General features: G+C 57.2%; 18 protein-coding genes. 14 read left to right on the top strand and 4 right to left on the bottom strand.

Annotated elements, in window-relative coordinates; translation table 11 throughout:
- Positions 1-22 precede the first annotated feature (22 nt).
- The 12 genes from mraY to QP888_RS01500 all read left to right on the top strand — a co-directional run bounded on the left by mraY (position 23) and on the right by QP888_RS01500 (position 12,980).
- Positions 23-1,120 (top strand): phospho-N-acetylmuramoyl-pentapeptide-transferase, encoded by a 1,098-nt coding sequence (gene mraY, locus QP888_RS01555; protein WP_284811699.1) that lies wholly within the window; start codon positions 23-25, stop codon positions 1,118-1,120.
- Between the two features lie 71 nt (positions 1,121-1,191).
- Positions 1,192-2,655 (top strand): UDP-N-acetylmuramoyl-L-alanine--D-glutamate ligase, encoded by a 1,464-nt coding sequence (murD, locus tag QP888_RS01550; RefSeq protein WP_284811698.1) that lies wholly within the window; start codon positions 1,192-1,194, stop codon positions 2,653-2,655.
- 2 nt (positions 2,656-2,657) lie between these two features.
- Positions 2,658-4,169, top strand: a complete 1,512-nt coding sequence (locus tag QP888_RS01545; RefSeq protein ID WP_350338210.1) for an FtsW/RodA/SpoVE family cell cycle protein — start codon at positions 2,658-2,660, stop codon at positions 4,167-4,169.
- On the top strand, positions 4,142-5,308 hold the full coding sequence (gene murG / locus QP888_RS01540) for an undecaprenyldiphospho-muramoylpentapeptide beta-N-acetylglucosaminyltransferase (protein ID WP_284811697.1): 1,167 nt from the start codon (positions 4,142-4,144) through the stop codon (positions 5,306-5,308). The genes QP888_RS01545 and murG overlap by 28 nt, the downstream gene beginning before the upstream one ends.
- Before the next feature lie 120 nt (positions 5,309-5,428).
- On the top strand, positions 5,429-6,940 hold the full coding sequence (murC, locus tag QP888_RS01535) for a UDP-N-acetylmuramate--L-alanine ligase (protein ID WP_284811847.1): 1,512 nt from the start codon (positions 5,429-5,431) through the stop codon (positions 6,938-6,940).
- A 2-nt stretch (positions 6,941-6,942) separates the two neighbouring features.
- Positions 6,943-7,599 (top strand): cell division protein FtsQ/DivIB, encoded by a 657-nt coding sequence (locus QP888_RS01530; protein WP_284811696.1) that lies wholly within the window; start codon positions 6,943-6,945, stop codon positions 7,597-7,599.
- Positions 7,600-7,832: 233 nt separating this feature from the next.
- Positions 7,833-9,077, top strand: a complete 1,245-nt coding sequence (ftsZ, locus tag QP888_RS01525; RefSeq protein ID WP_284811695.1) for a cell division protein FtsZ — start codon at positions 7,833-7,835, stop codon at positions 9,075-9,077.
- A gap of 15 nt (positions 9,078-9,092) precedes the next feature.
- The gene (gene pgeF, locus QP888_RS01520) at positions 9,093-9,860 is read left to right on the top strand and encodes a peptidoglycan editing factor PgeF (protein WP_284811694.1); all 768 of its coding nucleotides are present in this window, start codon (positions 9,093-9,095) and stop codon (positions 9,858-9,860) included.
- Between the two features lie 2 nt (positions 9,861-9,862).
- A complete protein-coding gene (locus QP888_RS01515) occupies positions 9,863-10,603 on the top strand; it encodes a YggS family pyridoxal phosphate-dependent enzyme (RefSeq protein ID WP_284811693.1) in 741 nt (246 codons plus the stop codon).
- 79 nt (positions 10,604-10,682) lie between these two features.
- Positions 10,683-11,261 (top strand): cell division protein SepF, encoded by a 579-nt coding sequence (locus QP888_RS01510; protein ID WP_284811692.1) that lies wholly within the window; start codon positions 10,683-10,685, stop codon positions 11,259-11,261.
- Positions 11,262-11,393: 132 nt separating this feature from the next.
- Positions 11,394-11,678, top strand: coding sequence for a YggT family protein (locus tag QP888_RS01505; protein ID WP_502869078.1), 285 nt, complete (start codon positions 11,394-11,396; stop codon positions 11,676-11,678).
- Positions 11,679-11,906: 228 nt separating this feature from the next.
- Positions 11,907-12,980 (top strand): DivIVA domain-containing protein, encoded by a 1,074-nt coding sequence (locus QP888_RS01500; RefSeq protein ID WP_284811690.1) that lies wholly within the window; start codon positions 11,907-11,909, stop codon positions 12,978-12,980.
- Positions 12,981-13,215: 235 nt separating this feature from the next.
- On the opposite strand, the gene QP888_RS01495 is transcribed toward QP888_RS01500, so the two are convergent.
- The 4 genes from QP888_RS01495 to QP888_RS01480 all read right to left on the bottom strand — a co-directional run bounded on the left by QP888_RS01495 (position 13,216) and on the right by QP888_RS01480 (position 16,921).
- Positions 13,216-13,902 carry a sodium/glutamate symporter family protein gene (locus QP888_RS01495; protein ID WP_284811689.1) on the bottom strand — a complete coding sequence of 229 codons (687 nt, stop codon included), beginning with the start codon at positions 13,900-13,902 and terminating at the stop codon, positions 13,216-13,218.
- A gap of 108 nt (positions 13,903-14,010) precedes the next feature.
- Positions 14,011-14,643 (bottom strand): LutC/YkgG family protein, encoded by a 633-nt coding sequence (locus QP888_RS01490; RefSeq protein ID WP_284811688.1) that lies wholly within the window; start codon positions 14,641-14,643, stop codon positions 14,011-14,013.
- On the bottom strand, positions 14,643-16,118 hold the full coding sequence (locus QP888_RS01485; protein WP_284811687.1) for a LutB/LldF family L-lactate oxidation iron-sulfur protein: 1,476 nt from the start codon (positions 16,116-16,118) through the stop codon (positions 14,643-14,645). The genes QP888_RS01490 and QP888_RS01485 overlap by 1 nt, the downstream gene beginning before the upstream one ends.
- Positions 16,118-16,921 (bottom strand): (Fe-S)-binding protein, encoded by an 804-nt coding sequence (locus QP888_RS01480; protein WP_284811686.1) that lies wholly within the window; start codon positions 16,919-16,921, stop codon positions 16,118-16,120. Before QP888_RS01480 ends, QP888_RS01485 begins: the two co-directional genes overlap by 1 nt.
- 236 nt (positions 16,922-17,157) lie before the next feature.
- Between QP888_RS01480 and QP888_RS01475 the strand changes: the two genes are divergently transcribed.
- Both QP888_RS01475 and ileS read left to right on the top strand, forming a co-directional pair.
- Complete coding sequence (locus QP888_RS01475; protein ID WP_018120517.1) at positions 17,158-17,310, top strand: hypothetical protein; 153 nt, start codon at positions 17,158-17,160, stop codon at positions 17,308-17,310.
- Between the two features lie 337 nt (positions 17,311-17,647).
- Complete coding sequence (gene ileS / locus QP888_RS01470; RefSeq protein ID WP_284811845.1) at positions 17,648-20,827, top strand: isoleucine--tRNA ligase; 3,180 nt, start codon at positions 17,648-17,650, stop codon at positions 20,825-20,827.
- Positions 20,828-20,901 lie beyond the last annotated feature (74 nt).

Raw genomic sequence — 20,901 nt, 5'->3', positions numbered from 1 at the left:
AAAGCATAAGGAACAGTAACCAGTGACTCAGATTATTCTCTCCGGCGTTATCAGCTTCCTGGTCGCGATATTCACGACTCCGGTGCTGATCCGGTACTTCACTAACGTGGGCCGGGGCCAAGAGATCCGCGAAGATGGGCCCCGTTCGCACATGCGGAAGCGCGGCACCCCAACCATGGGCGGAATCGCGATTGTACTGGGCATTACGGTGGCCTACGTCTTGGTCAACATTTTCGGCTTGCTGACGAACGCGGGCTCGTTTACCGCCTCTGGTTTGTTGGTGCTCGGCCTGGTTCTCGGGTTGGCAACGCTGGGCTTTGCCGATGATTCAATCAAACTCTTTAAGTCCCGCAACTTGGGGCTGAATAAGACAGGCAAACTCGTCGGCCAGTTGGTGTTGGCCATCGCTTTCGCGATTTTGGTGCTGCAGTTTCCTAATGATCAAGGGCTCACGCCGGGATCGACGAACTTGTCGTTTATCCGTGATATCGAGACCTTTGATATCGCTGCTGGTGGCGCGATTATCGGCACCATCATCTTCGTCATCTTCATGTATATTCTGATCTCGGCCTGGTCGAATGCAGTCAACTTTACCGACGGGCTCGATGGTTTGGCCGCTGGATCGACCGCGCTGGTTATGGGGGGCTACACGCTGATTACCTTTTGGCAGTTCCGGAATTCGTGTTCCCATGCCGTTGATACTGCGTGTTATCAGGTGCGGGACCCGCTGGATATTGCCATTTTGGCGTCTGCAGGTCTCGGCGCCAGCTTGGGATTTTTGTGGTGGAATGCTGCACCAGCGAAAATTTTCATGGGCGATACTGGGTCGTTGGCACTCGGTGGTCTTGTCGCGGGCATTTCCGTGACGACGCGCACCGAGCTGCTGATGATCGTTATCGGTTCCATTTTCGTCATCGAGGCGGCTTCGGTGGTTATTCAGATTGCTGTTTACCGCACCAGTGGCAAGCGCTTTTTCCGGATGGCGCCGATCCACCATCACTTCGAAAATGGTGGTTGGGCCGAAACCGCGGTGGTAATCCGCTTCTGGTTGCTTTCTGCCATGGCAGTGATCTTCGGTACCTCGCTGTTTTATGGCGAATGGCTGCTACTCACCGGATAATACTGACCTGATAATACTGATCGCATAATACTGGCCTGCTCATTCTGCCGGGATAATACTGATAGGTGGTAATGCTTGTGGATATGCAACTCAACCGCGTGCTCGTAGCCGGCGCCGGTGTTTCTGGGGCAGGGTGTGCGGAAGCCTTGGTGGATCTCGGCGTGGACGTGATCATTGCCGATAACAACCTGGCGGCCGCAACACAGCTTGCCGACGAATTGGCGGGTCGGCACACCCAAGCCGATACTGCGGGTGCCCGCGAGAATTCGATACCCCGGGTGACTGCGGTGGCGGCCAGTGAGGTTGATTTTGCACCCAATTCCGAGTTTTCTGCGCTAGACCTTGTGGTCACCAGCCCCGGCTGGCCGCCGCACGCGCCGTTACTCGTGGCTGCGCAGAATGCAGGATTGGAAGTCATTGGTGATGTCGAGCTGGGCTATCGCCTGGATCGCTCCGAAGTATATGGACCGAAACGCGATTGGCTGGTTATTACCGGGACCAATGGCAAGACCACCACGACGGGGATGTTGGCATCAATCCTGGAAGCGCATGGGGAGCGCGTCGGCAAGCGGTCCTTGGCCACAGGCAATATCGGTGCTTCGGTTTTTGCGGCGCTGGCGGCTACACCACGGGTGGATATTGTGGTGCTGGAGGCGTCGAGTTTCCAGTTGCACTGGGCGCCGACCCTCACCCCGGATGTCGGGGTGCTGTTGAATATTGCCGACGACCATATTGATTGGCATGGTAGCTTTGCTGCTTATGCTGCGGATAAGGCCGCGGTTTTGCGTGCACCGAAGCGCGTGGTGGGTATTGATGATGCAGAAACCAAGCTTGTTGTCAGCGAGCAGGGGCTTAGTTCGCGGGGGTTTACGCAGTATGCTCCGCAGCCCGGGCAGGTCGGTGTGGTCAATGGCGATTTGGTGGTCGCTGGCGATGCAGACCACGAAACAACAGAACTCGCGCGCACTGAAGGACTACAACCACCGGGTGCGGCTGGGATTTTGGATGCTGGGGCAGCAGCAGCTGCTGCTTATGACTATGGCGTGCATCCGAGTGATATTGCAGCGGGGCTGGCACGCTACCGCGTCGCGGCGCACCGGGGGGCAGTGGTCGCGAGCATCGGCGGGGTGGACTATATCGACAACTCCAAAGCCACCAATCCGCATGCCGCGCAGGCGGCCATGGCGGGGCTGGCGTCCATAGTCTGGGTAGCAGGCGGCCAGTTGAAAGGCGCAAGCGTTACAGAGCTGGTGCGTGCGGAAGTACACCGCATCAAAGCCGCGGTGCTGGTCGGCGTCGACAAGCATATTATTGCCGAAACCCTGCGGGAGCAGGCACCAGAGATCCCGGTGGAAATTATCGACTCTGTAGCACCGCGCGAATGCATGCAGCTTGCGGTTGCTGCAGCGCACAGGCTGGCAACCGCAGGCGATACGGTGTTGTTGGCGCCGGCGGCGGCGTCTCTCGATATGTTTTCTGGCATGGCCCAGCGTGGCGATCTGTTTGCTAGGGCCACATCCGACTACTCTGGTTAACCATGGCCACACAAACCCCGCAACCTCGCCGACGCCCCGTGCGTAACTGGAAGCTGAGTATGCCCAGCCACCCTGGTTTGGATTATTTGATGCTGCGCATCGCCATTTTTGTGTTAGTCGGCATCGGTGTCGTCATGGCGTTTTCGGCAACTATGACTTGGTCTGTCATCGAAGGTAATACTGTGTGGGCGCAAGCTTTCCGGCAAACCTTTTATGTTGTGTTGGGATTAGTGGCATTTTGGTTGGCGCTGCGTACTCCGTTTAGTACCGTCAAGCGACTTACCCCGTGGTTTCTTGCCTTCGCGGGTATTTTGACCATGCTGGTTTTCGTCCCCGGTATCGGTGTGGGGCGCAACGAGGTCGGTTCGCAATCCTGGATTGTCCTTGGGCCGATTCGCCTGCAGCCTTCGGAGATCGCTCGCATCGCGGTTGCCATGTTTGGCGCACTGAGCCTGGCTAACAAACGCCCGCCGCGCACTCTGAACGAAGTACGGCTCAATAATCCGTTCGTGATCTATATTTTGCTCTCGATGGTGTTTTTCGGTGCGATGATCGCCGAAGGCAACCTGGGTGTGGCGATGACTTTCGCCGTGGTTGTTGGATTCACCCTGTTCTTTGCAGGCATCAATTGGCGCGTGATTGCGCTGGCGGTCACTGGTGCTTTTGTCGGATTGATCTTTGTATTCTTGGGCGGTGGCTACCGCGGGGAACGCTTTACCACATTTTTCGGAGCGTTTACCGGAAACTTCACCGACACCCGAGGTTCAGCGTTCCAGAGCTACCAGGGCTTTTTATCTTTGGCGGACGGGTCGCTAACGGGGGTCGGCATCGGCCAGTCACGCGCGAAGTGGTTTTACCTGCCAGAGGCAAAAAATGACTTCGTATTCGCCATCATTGGCGAAGAGCTTGGCTTATTCGGTGGTGTGCTGGTCATTCTGATGTTCGTGATCCTGGGAATTTTTGGTTTGCGCACCGCCATGCGCGCACAAAACCAATTCCAGTCGTTGTTGGCGGCTACCTTGACCGCTACGGTGGCGTCACAGGCGTTTTATAATATCTCCTATGTGATCGGCTTGATGCCGATGACCGGTGTGCAGCTGCCACTGATTTCTTCCGGTGGTACCTCTACCGTGGTTACGCTCGGCGCGATGGGCTTGTTGGCGTCGGTGGCCCGGCATGAACCAGAGGCAGTGTCGTATATGCAAAGTTACGGCCGCCCGCTGTTCGACCGGGTGCTGATGATTCCTGAGCCTACGGTCGCCGTTTCTTCCGCCCGCGCGGCAGCCGGTGGCCAGCGTTCGTGGGAGCGTCATGGTCGGCGGCAGCCGGCGCGGCGCCCGCTGCAGACGCGTCCGGAGCAGCGGCGAGCGGACCAGCGCTTCGGCACCGCGGTGACGTCCCGGTCGCGGGCAGCCTCCACCGTTAGCGCGCGTAGCACACACCATCATTCGCACTCGCACCCGAACCAGAAAGGCCAACCAGGAACATGGCGTCAACGACCGATACGGCACTGACCGTTGTCCTTGCGGGAGGTGGCACGGCCGGACATATTGAGCCAGCCTTGGCCGTCGGCGAGGTGCTGCGCAACCGTTACGGCGCACAAGTTCTGGCGTTGGGAACTTCCCGTGGACTGGAAAGCGATATTGTTCCGGCCCGTGGCTTTAGCTTAGAACTGATTACCCCAGTGCCAGTGCCGCGTCGCATCAATGCAGATTTGTTCGCGTTGCCGTTTAAGATACTGCGTTCAATCCGGCAGGCACGAAAGATTCTGAAGAAAAACCGCGCCGATGCCGTGTTCGGTACCGGTGGGTATGTCTCCGCGTCGGCGTATTTGGCAGCAAAGTCTTTGGGTATCCCGTTTTATGTGTTGGAGACTAACGCGTTGGCTGGTATGGCGAACAAAATGGGTGTGCGCTTGGGTGGTACTGGCTTTAACGCTATCGAAGGTTCTGGCATGAAAGGCGATATTGTCGGGATTCCGGTGCGCCCGCAGTTGGCTGGCGGGGACCCCAGTGGAGAGAAGACTGCCCGTGCCCGGGAGTTGTTTAGTCTTGTAGCAGACCGCCCGACCATCTTGGTGACGGGTGGTTCGCAAGGGGCAGCGTCCATCAATGCTGCGGTGGCTGGCAGCATCGACCGGCTTGTCGACGCCGGCTACCAGGTACTGCATGCGTATGGAAAGAAGAATGAGCCACCGCGTGAACATGCGCATTATGTGTCATTGCCGTATATCGAGGACATGGCGGCAGCTTTGGCGGTTGCGGATCTGGTGGTCTGCCGTTCCGGTGCGATGACCGTTGCCGAGGTGTCTGCCTCCGGGTTGCCCGCAGTTTATGTTCCTCTGCCACATGGTAATGGTGAGCAGGGGCTGAATTGTGAGGCCGTCGTCGCCGAGGGGGCCGCGCGCAAAATCGATGATGCGGAATTCTCGCCGGACGTGATGTATGACGCTGTGACCTCGATTCTCGGTGATGATGCCACTTATCGGCAGATGCGTAGTGCAGCTGCCGCGAGTGAACACGGAGATGCTGCGTGGCGGCTGGCTGAGCGCATCATTTTCGATCGTTCGGTCAATCCATTGCGTCGTGCTTCTGCCGAGCACCCGGAGGAAGAAACTGCGTCCGCGAACGATACTAAGAATGCACAAAAATAACTACGTCCGGCGATAACTATGCCCGGTAATAACTATGCCGGGCGATAAGAACACCCGATAGCTACGAACACCCGATACCTACGAGCTAGGAGAGCACTCGTGTCAGACATGCATGCAGAGTTGAATACGAACCCCGACACCGTCGATCTGTCGCGCGTGCATTTAGTCGGGATTGGCGGCGCAGGAATGTCGGGTGTAGCCCGGATTTTGCTCTCGCGGGAAGCCACAGTGTCTGGCTCGGATATGAAAGATTCCCGCCCGGTGCGCGCACTGCGTTCGATGGGTGCGGAGATTGCCATCGGGCACCGGGCTGAGAACTTGGAGTTGTCGGGGAGCTTGCCGACGGTTGTGGTGACGTCGTTTGCGGCAATCCCGAAAGATAATCCGGAATTGCGTGCTGCGGCTGAGCACGGCATCCCGGTGATTCGTCGATCGGATTTATTGGCGGAGCTGATGGATGGTTCTACCCAAGTGTTGATCGCTGGTACCCATGGGAAAACGTCGACGACGTCGATGGCGGTTACCGCATTGCAGGGCGCGGGTGTGGATCCATCTTTTGCTATTGGTGGCCAGTTGAACCGCGCTGGTACCAATGCGCATCACGGCACAGGGGATATCTTCGTTGCGGAAGCAGATGAGTCGGACGCATCGCTTTTGCGTTACCGCCCGTCGATCGCGGTGGTGACCAATATCGAGCCGGACCACTTAGATTATTTCGGCACTGCGGAAAATTACTTTCAGGTGTTCCGTGATTTCGCTGAGCTTATTGCCGACGACGGTGTGCTGGTTGCATGCCTGGATGATGCCCACACCGCGGAGCTTGCGGTAGCGTGCGCGCAGCGCGGTATTACCGTGTTGGGCTACGGCACGGCTTCGCAGACACGTTCGCCGGAGGTCGACAGGCTCCTGGTAGCTGAGGTCACCGCCACGGAAGTCTTGGCAGCTGGTACTCGCGTGTGGCTGCAGTTGCGTGTGCCGCATGGAGTGGCAAGCACCGAAGAGCGTGCGGTTTCGTTGGATTATGTGGTGCAGATCCCGGGCTATCACATGGTGTTGAATTCTGTGGCCGCGGTTTTGGCGGGCACTGCCGCTGGTGTCGATCCCGAGAAATTGGCCGAGGGGGTAGCTAGTTTCGCCGGGGTGCGTCGGCGTTTTGAGTATCACGGCTCGGTAGGCGGCGGCCGATTTGACGGGGTGAAGGTCTACGATGATTATGCCCATCACCCGACGGAAGTCATGGCCGTGCTGACGGCAGCGCGTGAACAGGTGTTGGCAGAAGCCCAAGGCGGCAAGGTGATTGCTTGTTTCCAGCCGCATTTGTATTCGCGCACCAAGGAGTTCTATCAGGAGTTTGCCCAGGTGCTTTCGCTTGCCGACGCCTGCGTGGTCTTGGATATTTTCGGTGCCCGAGAAACCCCGGTTGAGGGGTTGACCTCCCGGATTATCACCAACGCGATGGAGGAGTCTGTCACCGTACGCTATGAGCCGGACATGTCGGCAGTTCCAGAGACGGTGGCTTCGCTTGCTGGCCCGCATGATTTGGTGTTGACGATGGGCGCGGGCTCGGTCACAGTGGTAGCACCCGAGATTGTGCAGCATCTGCGAGAGAACACGGAACGGGCCGGTAGCTAGTTGTGCGGAAGAAACCACTGACATTGTCTGTTGTTGCGGTGGTGGCGGTTGTGCTGCTAGCTGCTGTGGTGGTCTGGATTTTTCCAGTACTTCGGGTTAATTCCATTGAGGTCTCCGGCACTGAGCGTGTGAGTGCGGAGGCGGTGCTTGCAGACAGCGGAATTGTCGAAGGCGATAATCTTTTGCGCATTGATGCTTCGGGTGCGGCGAGCCGCATTGTGAAGCAGCCATGGGTGCGGGGGGTGACTGTGTCCCGGCACTTCCCTTCGACGGTGGATATTGCGGTCACCGAACGCGAAGTCGTTGGCTTCGTCGAACATAATAATGGTGCGCACCTGATCGATCACCAAGGGCATGCCTTTTTGATTGATACGCCGCCGGACGAGGCCGTGGAGATCACCGGTGAAGTAGATAATGAGGCCGCGGTCAATGCTGCGGTTGCTGCGATCGCAACTGTGCCGAAGCCGATTCGTCGAGAGATCGCGTCTCTGGAAGTGAAATCTTCGCATGCCATGGAGTTGCGGCTGTATGATGGCCGCACGATTTACTGGGGTGTCGATGATGCGAACGAGCAAAAGGCAGCAGCGTTAGAACACGTGATTCACCGGGAGGGCGAGCACTGGGATATTTCCAACCCTAGTTTGGTGACTGTTCGCTAGCGTTGCGGTGTGGTTGGCACGCCGGAGTTTTCGGGGGTGATCACAGGGGGTGATCACCTGTCGGGTTGGCTTAAAAGCCCAGTTCAGTACCCTAAAGTAAAGGTTTAGGTGTACGACACGCGTGGAAATATGCGCCAAAATTACATAAGTGTCAATCAAGATAGTCAAGTAACTCGCACGCAGTAACGACCGACAAGACGAAAAGCAGAACCTGAAAGGCCGGAAAACCTCTTATGACCTCACCTAACAATCACCTTGCTGATATCAAGGTCGTTGGCGTTGGCGGCGGCGGCGTCAACGCAGTGAACCGCATGATCGAAGAGGGACTCAAAGGGGTCCAATTCGTGGCGATTAACACAGACTCGCAGGCACTGCTGTTTTCCGATGCTGACGTCAAGCACGATATCGGCCGTGAAGCGACCCGTGGTTTGGGTGCCGGTGCGAATCCAGAGGTTGGTCGCAGCTCTGCAGAAGATTCCAAGTCCGAATTGGAAGAGACCCTGCGCGGCGCCGACATGGTGTTCGTCACCGCAGGCGAGGGTGGCGGAACCGGTACCGGTGCTGCACCAGTCGTGGCAAATATTGCGAAGAAGATGGGCGCGCTGACCGTCGGCGTCGTTACCCGCCCGTTCAAATTTGAGGGAGCTCGCCGTTCCCGCCAGGCTGAGGCCGGTATCGCTGAGCTGCGCGAAGTCTGCGACACCTTGATCGTCATTCCGAATGATCGTCTGCTGCAGTTGGGTGATGCCAACCTGTCCATGATGGAAGCTTTCCGGGCGGCCGATGAAGTACTGCACAACGGTGTGCAGGGTATTACAAACCTGATCACCATTCCGGGCATGATTAACGTCGACTTTGCCGACGTGCGCTCCGTCATGGCTGAGGCCGGTTCTGCTCTGATGGGCGTGGGTTCTGCTCGCGGGGATGAACGTGTGATGACTGCTGCGGAACAAGCAATTAACTCTCCGCTTTTAGAATCCACGATGGAAGGCGCCAAGGGTGTGCTGTTGTCCATTGCTGGTGGCTCGGATCTGGGACTGCAAGAGGTCTATCAAGCTTCCACCATGGTGGAAGAAAAGGCGGACCCAGATGCCAACATCATCTTCGGTACCATCATCGACGATAATTTGGGTGATGAAGTCCGTGTGACCATCATTGCTACCGGCTTCGATGCACAAGCGAATCTGCAGGATGAATACGGCAAGCAGGAAGTAACCGCGCAGTCTGGTGCACAGGTGCAGCGCGGCCCGGCCGCTGACAATGCTGCTCGCTCGCAAGCGCAGGCTTCCCAGCCGCAGCCAGCACGCCCAGAACGTGGGTCTTTGTTCAGTGAGCGGGAAAAACCGCGGACGCAAACCAGCCGTTCTGGCGGTCTGTTTACCTCCAACGAGCGGTTCCAAGATTCTCAAGAGCCTCGTCAGCCGCAGCACGCTGCTGAGCCAGACGATGATCTCGACGTGCCAGATTTCATGCGCTAAGGCTTAGACTTGTTTATGGCTTCTCATGGTTCATCCGAATCTGGTACGGGTGCTGCGTTTTCGCCCGTCGACGTTTCCAAGCGCCCGGTGCACATGGTGTTTACCTCGCGCAAAGGCGGGATATCAAAGCAGCCATTTGACTCGTTCAACCTGGCAGACCACGTGGGTGATGACGAGTGCGCTGTTGCGCACAATCGTGCACGGCTTGCCCGCGTGTTGGGGCTAGAGCATATCCAGTGGATGGAGCAGCTACACACCAATACTGTCACCGTGGTGCGTGAGCCCAGCGCGGAACCGATTGCCGTTACCGATGCTGTCGTGACGACGGTGCCCGGCTTGGGTTTGGGGGTGCTGGTGGCCGATTGCGTGCCGGTTCTGCTGGCTGATCCGGACGCTGGCGTTTGTGCGGCCGTGCATGCTGGCAGGATGGGAGCGCGCAACGGGATTGTATCGCGCACCGTGGAAAAGATGCGTGAGCTTGGTGCGAGGCCGCACGCTATTCAGGCTTTATTGGGCCCGGCGGCGAGCGGGAAAAACTACGAAGTCCCGCCTGCCATGGCGGCAGATGTGGAAAAGCATTTGCCGGGCGCGCGCTCGACGACGACGCAGGGCACTGCCGGACTGGATATTCGTGCCGGGTTGGTGTGCCAGCTCATGGGGTTAGGCGTCACTTCGATTGAAGCGGATCCACGGTGCACGATCGATGAGGAAGAATTCTTCTCATACCGCAGGGAAGGCCGCACGGGACGGCAAGCTGGCGTGATTTGGTTGACAGGAAATTAACTATGCGTGATAACACCGAGTACACACGTTCGGCCCTAGACCAGGCACAGCTTGCAGCGAATCTTGCACAAACCCGAAAACTGATCGCGAAGGCAGCCTGTGCACATGGCCGCGATCCGGAAGAAATCACACTGTTGCCCGTAACGAAGTTTCACCCTACTGCAGCCATCGCCGCTTTGGCTGAGCTCGGAGAATTCGACGTGGCAGAAAATCGGGAACAAGAAGCCCGTGAGAAGGCAGAAAAGTTGCCGGATGTACGGTTCCATATGATCGGTCAGGTACAGACAAAAAAGGCAAATTCCGTGGCACGTTGGGCATACAGCGTGCATTCGGTTGATTCACATAAGCTTGCCGACGCCCTCAATCGCGGTGTCCGGCTGGCAATCGAGCGTGAGCAGCGCGATCCAGAGTTTGTGCTTCCCGTATACTTGCAGCTTTCTGCCGATGGTGACATCTCTCGTGGCGGGGTACCTGCCGCGGACTTAGAAGCACTGGCCGCGCACGTTGAAAAGCTGGATCGATTATTGCTGGCTGGCGTTATGGTGGTGCCGCCGTTAGATGCTGATGCAGCTGCGGTATTTACCGATGCCCGGAAGTTGTGCGACAAACTTGCTGCACGGTTCGGTCGAAGGTTGTATTTGTCCGCCGGAATGTCAGCTGACCTGGATAAAGCAGTCGCCGCTGGCAGTGACATCGTGCGTGTCGGTACCGGTATAATGGGCCCGCGACCAGTAGCTTTTTAAGCAGTGGATACGTACAGTAGCGGCTTCGTACGGCTTCGAAAAAATTTAGATGACTAGTTAATACACAAGGGGAAAGCCAATGTCTATCATGCGCTCTGCCAAAGAATTCTTCTTTGGGCCAGAAGACGATGCTTATTATGAATATGAAGAAGCCGCCGACTATGACCGTCGCGACGGCTACCGGGATGCTCCCATGCGTGACGACGCCCGCGATGGCGGTTACCGTGATTTGTCACCGCGTCGAGAAGTTGCCGGTCGCGATTATGGGTATGACCGCGAGCGGTTGCGGGAACCCGAAACGGTACCTGCGCCTGGCCGTGCGCGCAGTTATGACGGCTACCAAGCTGCCTCGGCTGTAGCTCCGGCGGTAAATCCAACCCCAAACGTGGTGGCGTTGTCGCTGGTGAGCTATGACGAAGCCCGGAAGATGGGTGAGGCATTCCGCGATGGTGATGTCGTCGTGTTCGAGATTACGGATGCTGAACGTGGTGTGGCCAAGCGCATCATTGATTTCTCGGCAGGTTTGTGTTTCGCTTTGCGCGGACAGATGAAAAACGTCACTGCTAAATTGGATACGGATCGTAAGATTTTCGCGATCGTTCCGGAACAAGCACAGGTCACCAGTATTGATCTGGAGCGTGTCGCAGGCTTGCGGTAACTGCTGTTGATGATTGCCGCAGTGTTCGTTGAATCGTTGTTCGTGAATCGTTGCGTTCAGCAGCGGTGGCGTCGGAAAGCTAGAACCAGGTTTCAATCCACTAGTGATCAGGTAAAGTAGGCGCCCGTGATTATGCTCGGAGTAATTCTTCTCGTTGCCATTCGGCTGTACACGTTGGTGCTGGTTGGGCGCATCATCATTGAGATGATCCAGTCCTTTGGCCGGACTTTCCAGCCATCGCGGTGGTTCATCATGATCGCCGAAGTGCTATTTATGCTGACGGACCCGCCGGTCAAAGCGTTGCGTCGGGTTATCCCGCCATTGCGTACCGGCGGTGTTGCCGTCGACATGTCTGTCTTGGTGCTGTTCTTGCTGCTCATGGTGGCCAGCATGCTGGTGCGGGCGCTACTGCTCTAGCAAATGACAAGTCAGCAAATGACAAGTCAGCAAATGATAAGCTGCGACGAATCTGCTTCTGCAATCACTAGCAAAGGTATTCTTAAGGGATTACCGGCGAGGTAAGATTGATAGAAGCAGGCGAGTCAGATAAATTTAATACCGTTAATATAACGCATGAGATTTTCGTAACTACTAGGTCTCGCCCGCATTCGCGGGGCCGTCACTTAAGTAAGAAGGGGAGTGCCAATGCCACTTTCACCAGCAGACGTCCACAACGTCGCGTTTAACAAGCCACCCATTGGCAAGCGAGGCTATAACGAGGACGAAGTCGACCAGTTCCTCGACTTAGTTGAGGACACTCTGGCTCAGCTGCAGGATGAAAATGACGAGTTGCGCGCGCTTCTCGATGAAGCTGATAACCAGTCTTCGGCGAGTGCTGGTGCAGGTGCTGCCGCTTCCCAGTCTTCTTCGGTTGATGAGTCCAAGCTTCGCTCAGAGATCGAAGCTGACCTACGTTCGAAGATCGAACAAAAAATTCGCGCAGAATACGAAGAAAAGCTCAACGAGTCCCATAAGGCTGCCGATAAGGCGCAGTCTGCTGCAAACGAGGCTAAAGCGGAGCACGAAGCTACCAAAAAAGAATTGGCACAGGCTCGCCAGACGGCAGAGAATGCTTCCAAGTCCGCAGCTGCGGAGAAGCCAGCGAACGCCGCAGCATCCTCGAAGCAGGCTCCTGCGGCCGACGCGCCAGCACAGGCCACGGCAGACGCGAGTGGCATGGCTACCCCTGCTACCCACATGCAGGCCGCGAAGGTCTTGGGCTTGGCGCAGGAGATGGCGGACCGTCTGACTGCCGATGCTCAGGCTGAGTCCAAGGCAATGTTGGATGATGCTCGTTCGAGCTCCGAAAAGCAATTGTCTGAGGCACAAGCTGAGGCGAAGCGTTTGGTTGACGACGCCCAGCAGAAGTCTACGAAGCAGCTGAATGACGCGGAGACCCGTTCCCGCACCATGGTGCAGGATGCTGAGAAGAAGGCAGAGCAGACCACCTCGGATGCAGAATCCCGTGCGGAAGCACAGCTGCGTCAAGCCAACGAGAAGGCTGCCGCATTGCGTGCGGATGCTGAAAAGAAGCACACTGAGGTTATGAATACCGTCAAGCAGCAGCAGACGGCATTGGAGGCCCGCATCGAGGACTTGCGTACTTATGAGCGTGAATACCGCACTCGTCTGCGCACCCTGCTGGAATCTCAGTTGGAAGAGCTCGAGGCGCGTGGCTCTGCAGCCCCAAGCGGCGACATCAAGTCCAACAATAAATAATGACCAGCCATACTGGCCATAGAATATTAGCCAGCTCTTCGGCCAGGAATTGGTGAGAACCAGAAGGTGCCTGCAGGTTTTCCTGCAGGCACCTTCGCTTTGTCTTCAGTGTTTTGTCTTCAGCGCTCTGAATTGGCACTACGAATTGTCACTGTGAACTGTGGCTGTGAATAGTCACGGTGAATAGTCTCTGAACTTGGACGTGCCCCGCACTGGGCGTGCGTTGCTTAGTGTGTTAGGCGTTTTCTCCCTGTAGCTCTTCTACCGCGGGATCACTCCATTTACCTTTGTCCACGCCTTTCTTGTACACCAGGCCAGAGACCAGCGCAACGATAAATACGGTTTCCATCGGGATCAGGATGACGTAGACGTTTCCAACGGCAAACATCACTGGGATACACAATATGGTGACCAAACCTCTACCAAAGAATGGCTTAAACGTCAGCTGTTTGTAGCCGAAGGCCTCAAGCGCTGGAGACTTTTCGTCTGGGTCGGCTACGCGCAGCAGTGCCAATCCAGTTGCGCTGACAGCCATGGACTGGCCGAAGTCGCCGAACCCGCGCTCTACCCAGAATTCTGGGTAGAGCGCGGGGTAAAAACCACAGAATGGCGACGTTAAACAGGGGCCAACGTTAAACAGGACGCCAGCGACAGACAGCAATACGAAGGCCAGCCAGTAGTCCGCGATGACGGAGAGGGAGATCGTCGCCAAGGCAGAAGCAATCAGCAGGTCCAAGTCTAAGCCCTGGATACGCTTCATCATTTCGTGGTCGATCAGTTCGGTGCGTCTGGTCTTGTCCAAGAACAGCTGTACAATAACGCCGCCGTGGCCACCTTCGAAGGCGATCTCGATCAACGCGCTGAATTTTTCGTCGACGTCGAATAGCGGTGCCAGGATCAGTACCGCGAGTAACAGACCCACGATGTCTTGCCCGGAGCCGTAGGTGATACCAATGGAAACCTGTGGCCCGCAGCCTGGTCGCCTCAGGTGCCCAAGTCCCCAGAGGGCCGTACCAGTGCACCGGTCTAGTTAGGCAACGATGATGATGTCCAGGCGACGTGGTCCGTGCACGCCTTCAACGCGTTCCAGCTCGATATCGGAGGTCGCCGAAGGCCCGGAGATCATGGTGATCGGCCGGGTGCCTTCGATAGCTTCCAGTGCTTGCGGCACCAGATCGACGACGTCTTTTTCAAACACGACGCAAATGTGGTGGTCGGGCACCAACGTGATTGCGCGGCGGCCCTCGTTGGGCTGCGCGGACAAGAAGATGGTGCCGGTGTCTGCACAGGAGACGGTGGAACCGGTCAATACGGTGTCGATGGAGTCTAGATCATCGATGGTCAGCGGCTGATCGGCGTGGTCAACGATGAAGTCGCGATCCGGCAGCCACGCTTCTGATACCCCGGCCGGGATCACACAGCTGCGATCTTCCAGTAATGCGCTGATGCGGTTCGGCAAGGACGCGAGATCATCGCGATACACATTGGCTTTGTAGTCTTCCAAGCGGTCAATGAGCACGTCGACAACCTCGGCCCCAGTGCGCTCGCCGACGCGGCGGTATTCGCGTGGTACGGCAGGCGGGGCAGGGTGGTCGCTAAGCGAATTACGCAACCGTGCAAAGATTTCCGTTTTCGCGTCGCTGTACTGGTATGTCTGGTCCATTAGGATTCCGCCTCTGTTGTGTTTTTGCGGTTTTTCGCCCACCAATGGCGGAAGGCCTGCTTCGGTGGCTTCGGGATATCGCGTTGCGACGTCCATGCGCCCGCGATGCCTGGTAGCCAGCCGATGGTTCCGGAGCGTCCGGCGACGATGCGGCTCAGTGGTAGGCCGCGTTCGACGAGTTTCATGACTTGGCCGGAGCCCATGACGAAGCTGGCGGCTTTCATCAGCGCAGCCATCTGCGAAGGTCCGGATTGCTCGTCGACGGCCTTGGAGCGTAGGTGCACCAAAATGTCCGGGATATTGATCTTCACCGGGCAGACGTCGTAGCAAGCGTTGCACAGCGAGGATGCAAACGGCAGCGTGGCGTTTTGCTCTGAGGTAATACCTGTTAGCTGTGGCGACAGGATGGCGCCGATAGGGCCGGGGTAGACCGAACCGTAGGAGTGACCGCCAGCTTGCTCGTAGACGGGGCAGACGTTCAGGCAAGCCGAGCAACGGATGCAGTGCAATGCCGACCGGCCGTCCTCGTCGTCCAGCACGGCCGAACGACCGTTGTCCAGCAGCACGACGTGCACGTTTTCTGGACCATCACCGTCGAATGCGCCGGTCCACAAAGATGTGTAGGGGTTCATGCGCTCTCCGGTGGAAGAGCGCGGCAGTAGCTGCAAAAAGACCTCGAGATCAGAAAACGTCGGGATGAGTTTTTCGATACCCATCACGGTGATGAGGGTTTCCGGCAAGCTCAAGCACATGCGGCCGTTGCCTTCGGATTCCACGACGGACAGGGTGCCAGTATCGGCCACACCGAAGTTCGCGCCAGAAACCGCGACTTTGCGTGACAGGAATCGCTTGCGCAGGTGACGACGGGCGGCTTCGGCCAGAACGGCTGGCTCAGAGGTCAGGTCATCACCGGCTTCCGGCATTTTTTCTTTGAAGATCTCGCGGATCTCATCGCGGTTTCGGTGGATCGCAGGCACCAGGATATGCGAGGGTTTGTCTTCGCCGAGTTGCACGATCAGTTCCGCCAGGTCCGTCTCGGTGGCGGTGATACCTTGTTCTTCCAGGTATTCATCCAGGCCGATTTCTTGGGTGGCCATGGATTTGATCTTGTTCACTTCCGTCTCGCCAGTCTCGCGGATCAGCTCGGTGACAATCTTGTTGGCTTCCTTGGCATCGCGTGCCCAGTGCACGTGGCCGCCAGCAGCTTCAAAGTTTTTAGCGAATTGCTCCAACAGCTCCGGAAGGTTGGCCATGACGTTGGATTTGATGGCTGATCCTGCGCTGCGCAGATCTTCCCAGTCCGGAACCTCGCCGACGACGTTGTTGCGCTTGGCACGGATCGCGTGGGTGGCGTGGTGGATGTTTTTGCGCATCTGCGTGTTGTGCATCTGGTGCTTGGCAGAAGCGGGGAACGGGGTGGAAAGGTTGATGTTGCCCTGGCCGTAGGCCGGCATTCCCAAAGCGACGGTACTCATTATTTCGCCTCCTGCGGGATGGAAAGTTCGTCGGCGGTGTCTGGGTTCCACGGGTTGTCGCGGGTGGAGGCCAGAATTTCTGCCAAGTGCAGCGTGCGAGTTGTCGAGCCCTGGCGGTGCAAAATGCCGCCAATGTGCATCAAACAGGATGCGTCGCCGCCGGTGCACATCTCGGCGCCGGTGGATTCGATATTGCGCACTTTTTGTTCACCCATGGCGCCGGAAACGCCGGGGTCTTTGATGGAGAACGTGCCGCCGAAACCGCAGCATTCTTCCTTGTCTGGTAATTCGACGACGTTGATACCTCCGACGGTATCCAGCAGGTCTGGTTGGCGGCTCCCCAGACGCAAAAGCCGCATGCCGTGGCAGGACGGGTGGTAGGTCACGGTGTGAGGGAAATAGGAGCCGAGCTGCTCGGCGGCGTTGGTGATGCCTTCGATATCGCGCAGAAATTGCGAAAGCTCGTAAGTATTGCCGGCGATATTGGCGGCGCGTTCGGCGAGCTTCGGGTCCCCGTTTTTGTTCGCGACCATTGGCTGTTGGTGGCGTAGGGAAGCGACGCAGGAACCGGATGGGGCCACGGCGATGTCGTAGTCTGCTTTGCTGAACGCGGAAACGTGGTTGCGAACCACGGGCAAAGCGTCTTTCAGATAGCCACTGTTGACGTGCATCTGGGAGCAGCAGGCTTGACCTTCGGGGAAGATGACCTCGTGGCCGAGTCGTTCCAGAATATTTGCCGTCGCCAGTGCCACCCGTGGGTACATCGCGTCGACGATGCAAGTAGCAAATAATGCAATTTTCATGGGAATTGTCCTTAAACTAAGGCAGTGACGCATAAATCGGTTGTATAAAATTATCTGACCACCGGGCCAATTTGTGCAAAACGGCCGCAATGGCCGCTGGATGGTCGACAACGCTGCGATGATGCGCGTGTAATTCCACGGTGCCACATCATGTCTCCAGTGGCATAATGGAATTATTGCTAAAAAAATCACACAGGTAATGCTTAGCAAGCAGGAAGGCGGGGATTACAGACACCATGATGCTAGCGGTGCTCATATTGGCGTTTCTGGCCTTCCTAGGTCTCGTGTTGTTCTTGGCGACTGGCGCGGGCGTCTGGTTGGCGTTGCTGTTTGGCGGCGGTGGGGTGGCGTTGTTGCTGCTGCTTGTCGACGTTGTGCGTAAAAAATAGTAGGCTTAGTTTTCGTTGCGATGATCCGGCCATCACCGGGGAGCTTTCCGGAAGAACGGCGTTTAACTGCCACGAGATTGTCACTCACATTTCGTGTGTCTGTGGCGAGGTTGAGCGCTTATTAGAACCGGGCCGCAAGGTGAAAACCTTCACCACAACGAAGTGGAAAACGTCTGGCACGTTTTCAAGCAGGGTGGTACCGCGCCGAATTGGCGTCCCTGCACCGCGAAGATTCGTGAGTGAAGGAGTAACCGTGGCTGAAAATAACACCACAGAAAATAACACCCCAGATCAACACACCGCCGCATCCGTCGGCAAGGTGTACCCGAAGGTCGATATGACCGACGGCAGCAATAATTTCCCGGCGATGGAGCGCATCGTCCAGGATTATTGGAAGAATGATCACACCTTCCAGGCTTCGTTGGAGCAGCGCAAAGACGCACCAGAATACATCTTTTATGACGGCCCGCCGTTTGCGAACGGTCTGCCGCACTATGGCCACCTGCTTACCGGTTATGTGAAAGACATCGTCCCGCGTTATCGGACCATGGCTGGTAATTATGTCCCGCGTGTGTTCGGTTGGGATTGCCACGGCCTGCCCGCTGAGCTGGAGGCCGAAAAGCAGTTGGGCATTAACCAGCGCCATGAGGTCGAAGAGATAGGGCTGGAGAAGTTTAACGAGGTCTGTGCGACGTCGGTGCTGAAATACGCTGACGAGTGGGAAGACTACGTTAACCGGCAGGCGCGCTGGGTTGATTTTGACAACGGCTACAAGACCATGGACATCGAGTTCATGGAATCTGTCATGTGGGCGTTCAAGGAGCTTTATGACAAGGGCTTGATCTACCAGGGCTTCCGCGTGTTGCCGTATTCCTGGGCAGAGCACACGTCGTTGTCGAATCAGGAGACCCGCCTGGATGATTCCTACAAGGAGCGCCAGGATCCTTCGTTGACCGTTTCTTTCCCGCTGACGGGTACCCGCGCGGGGTCTGCTGCGGAAAAGACGCTGGCAGAAAACCCGATCTTCCAGGACGTAGCAGCCGTGGCCTGGACGACGACGCCGTGGACGCTGCCGTCGAATTCTGCGCTGGCGGTCAACCCCAAGGTCACCTACACCGTCGTACGGGTGGGCGAGAGCGGCTCTGAAGAATTTGTCGGCAAGCTGTTGCTGCTTGCCGACGACCTTCGTGATGCTTATGCCAAGGAATTGGGCACAGACCATGAGGTGGTGCTCTCGCTGCCGGGTGCTGACCTGGTGGGCTTTACCTATGAGCCGATCTTTGGTTACTTCCCGAACCTGAACAACGGCTACCAGATTCTGGCTGCTGACTATGTCACCACTGACGGCGGTACTGGTGTAGTCCACCAGGCTCCAGCTTTCGGTGAAGACGATATGTTGACGTGCCAGGAAGCAGATATCGAATTGGTGATCCCGGTGGATGCCGATGGGGAATTCACCGCGGATGTGCCGGATTATCAAGGCCAGCTGGTTTTTGATGCCAACAAGAACATCATTCGTGACCTCAAACAGACCGGTCGCGTGCTGCGCCACCAGGTTATTGTTCACTCGTATCCGCACTCGTGGCGTTCGGGCCAGCCGTTGATCTACCGCGCGATGCCAGCATGGTTCGTGGCTGTCACCAAGTTCCGCGACCGTATGGTGGAGCTCAACCACAAAGAGATTGAGTGGATCCCGGAGCACATTCGTGATGGCCAGTTTGGTAAGTGGCTAGAAGGTGCCCGCGACTGGAATATTTCGCGCTCTCGCTACTGGGGCGCACCGATTCCGGTGTGGACCTCTGATAACGAGGAGTACCCGCGTGTCGACGTCTACGGTTCGCTGGATGAGCTGGAGCGAGACTTCGGGGTGCGCCCAACGTCGCTGCACCGCCCGGATATTGACGAGCTGACGCGCCCGAACCCGGATGATCCTACAGGCAAGTCCACCATGCGCCGCGTTCCGGATGTGCTGGACTGCTGGTTTGAGTCCGGTTCTATGCCGTTTGCGCAGAAGCACTACCCATTCGAGAACAAGGAATGGTTCGAGTCGCACAACCCGGCGGATTTCATTGTCGAATATTCCGGCCAGACCCGCGGTTGGTTCTACCTGTTGCATGTGCTGTCCACGGCGTTGTTTGACCGCCCGGCGTTTAAGAAGGTCGTCGCCCACGGCATCGTGCTGGGCGATGATGGGCTGAAGATGTCGAAGTCCAAGGGCAACTACCCGGACGTTAATGAGGTCTTTGATCGCGACGGCTCGGATGCGATGCGCTGGTTCTTGATGTCCAGCCCGATCCTGCGTGGCGGCAACCTCATTGTCACTGAGCAGGGCATTCGCGATGGTGTGCGGCAGGCGATTTTGCCGATATGGAATGCTTATACCTTCTTGCAGCTGTATTCCAGCAAGCCAGCGCAGTGGTCGGTGGATTCTACCGATGTGCGGGACCGCTACATCTTGGCTAAGACCCACGATCTTGTCGACGCCGTCGACACGGCATTGGCGAATACCAATATTGCCGACGCCACCGAGGCCGTGCGTATCTACGCTGATGCACTGACCAACTGGTATGTGCGTCGTTCCCGTGATCGTTTTTGGGAAGGCGACGAGGCCAACCCGGAGGCTTTCAACACCTTGTACACGGTGTTGGAGATCGTTTCCCGCACGGTAGCCCCGCTCTTGCCGCACGTTGCGGAGGTCATTTACCGCGGTCTGACTGGTGAGCGTTCGGTGCACCTGGCCGATTTCCCAGCTGCCAGTGATCTGCCTGCCGACGACGAGCTGGTGCATGCCATGGACTACACCCGCGCGGTGTGCTCTGCAGCATCGTCGGTGCGCAAGGCGAATAAGCTGCGTAACCGTTTGCCGTTGCCGAAGCTGCTGGTCGCGATGCCACAGTCAGGCCAGTTGGCTGATTTCGCGGATATCATCCGTGATGAGGTCAATGTCAATGAGGTAGAGCTGACCGATGATGTGGATGCGGTGGGCCGTTTCGAGGTCGTCGTTAACGCGAAGGTGGCTGGCCCGCGTTTGGGCAAGGACGTGCAACGCGCGATTAAAGCAGTGAAGTCCGGCAATTATGAGCGCTCTGGCGACCTGGTGCTTGCCGACGGTGTCGAGCTGCGTGAAGGCGAATACACCGAGCGTCTGGTGGCTGCGGATCCGGATTCCACCGCGCAGATCGCGGGTAGGGAAGGCCTGGTAGTGCTGGATATGACGGTGACCGAGGAACTGGAAGCCAAGGGCTGGGCTGCCGATGTGATCCGCGGTATCCAGGATGCGCGTAAGGCTGCTGATTTTGCGGTCAGCGATCGCATCACCGCCACGTTGTCGGTTCCTGCAGACAAAGAAGAATGGGCTCACCGCCACCGCGAACACATTGCGGGCGAGGTATTGGCTACCGATCTGCAGGTTGTCACTGAGCCGCTGGATAGCGACAGCGACAGTAATAGTGGTGATAGCAGTGCCAATGTCTCCCGCGTGCTCGACGGCGTGAGTGTTGCCGTGCAGCTGGCCTAGGCTTCATTTTCTCGCAAGTGCAGCACTAGCTAACCAGTTCTGCTGCCTGGCCTAGTGCCCCGCGTAATTAGCCC

The organism is Corynebacterium sp. MSK297 (genome assembly GCF_030232885.1).
Classification (GTDB): domain Bacteria; phylum Actinomycetota; class Actinomycetes; order Mycobacteriales; family Mycobacteriaceae; genus Corynebacterium.
The sequence above is the reverse complement of the archived record's forward strand: the minus strand, read 5'-3'. Positions and strand labels throughout refer to the sequence as shown.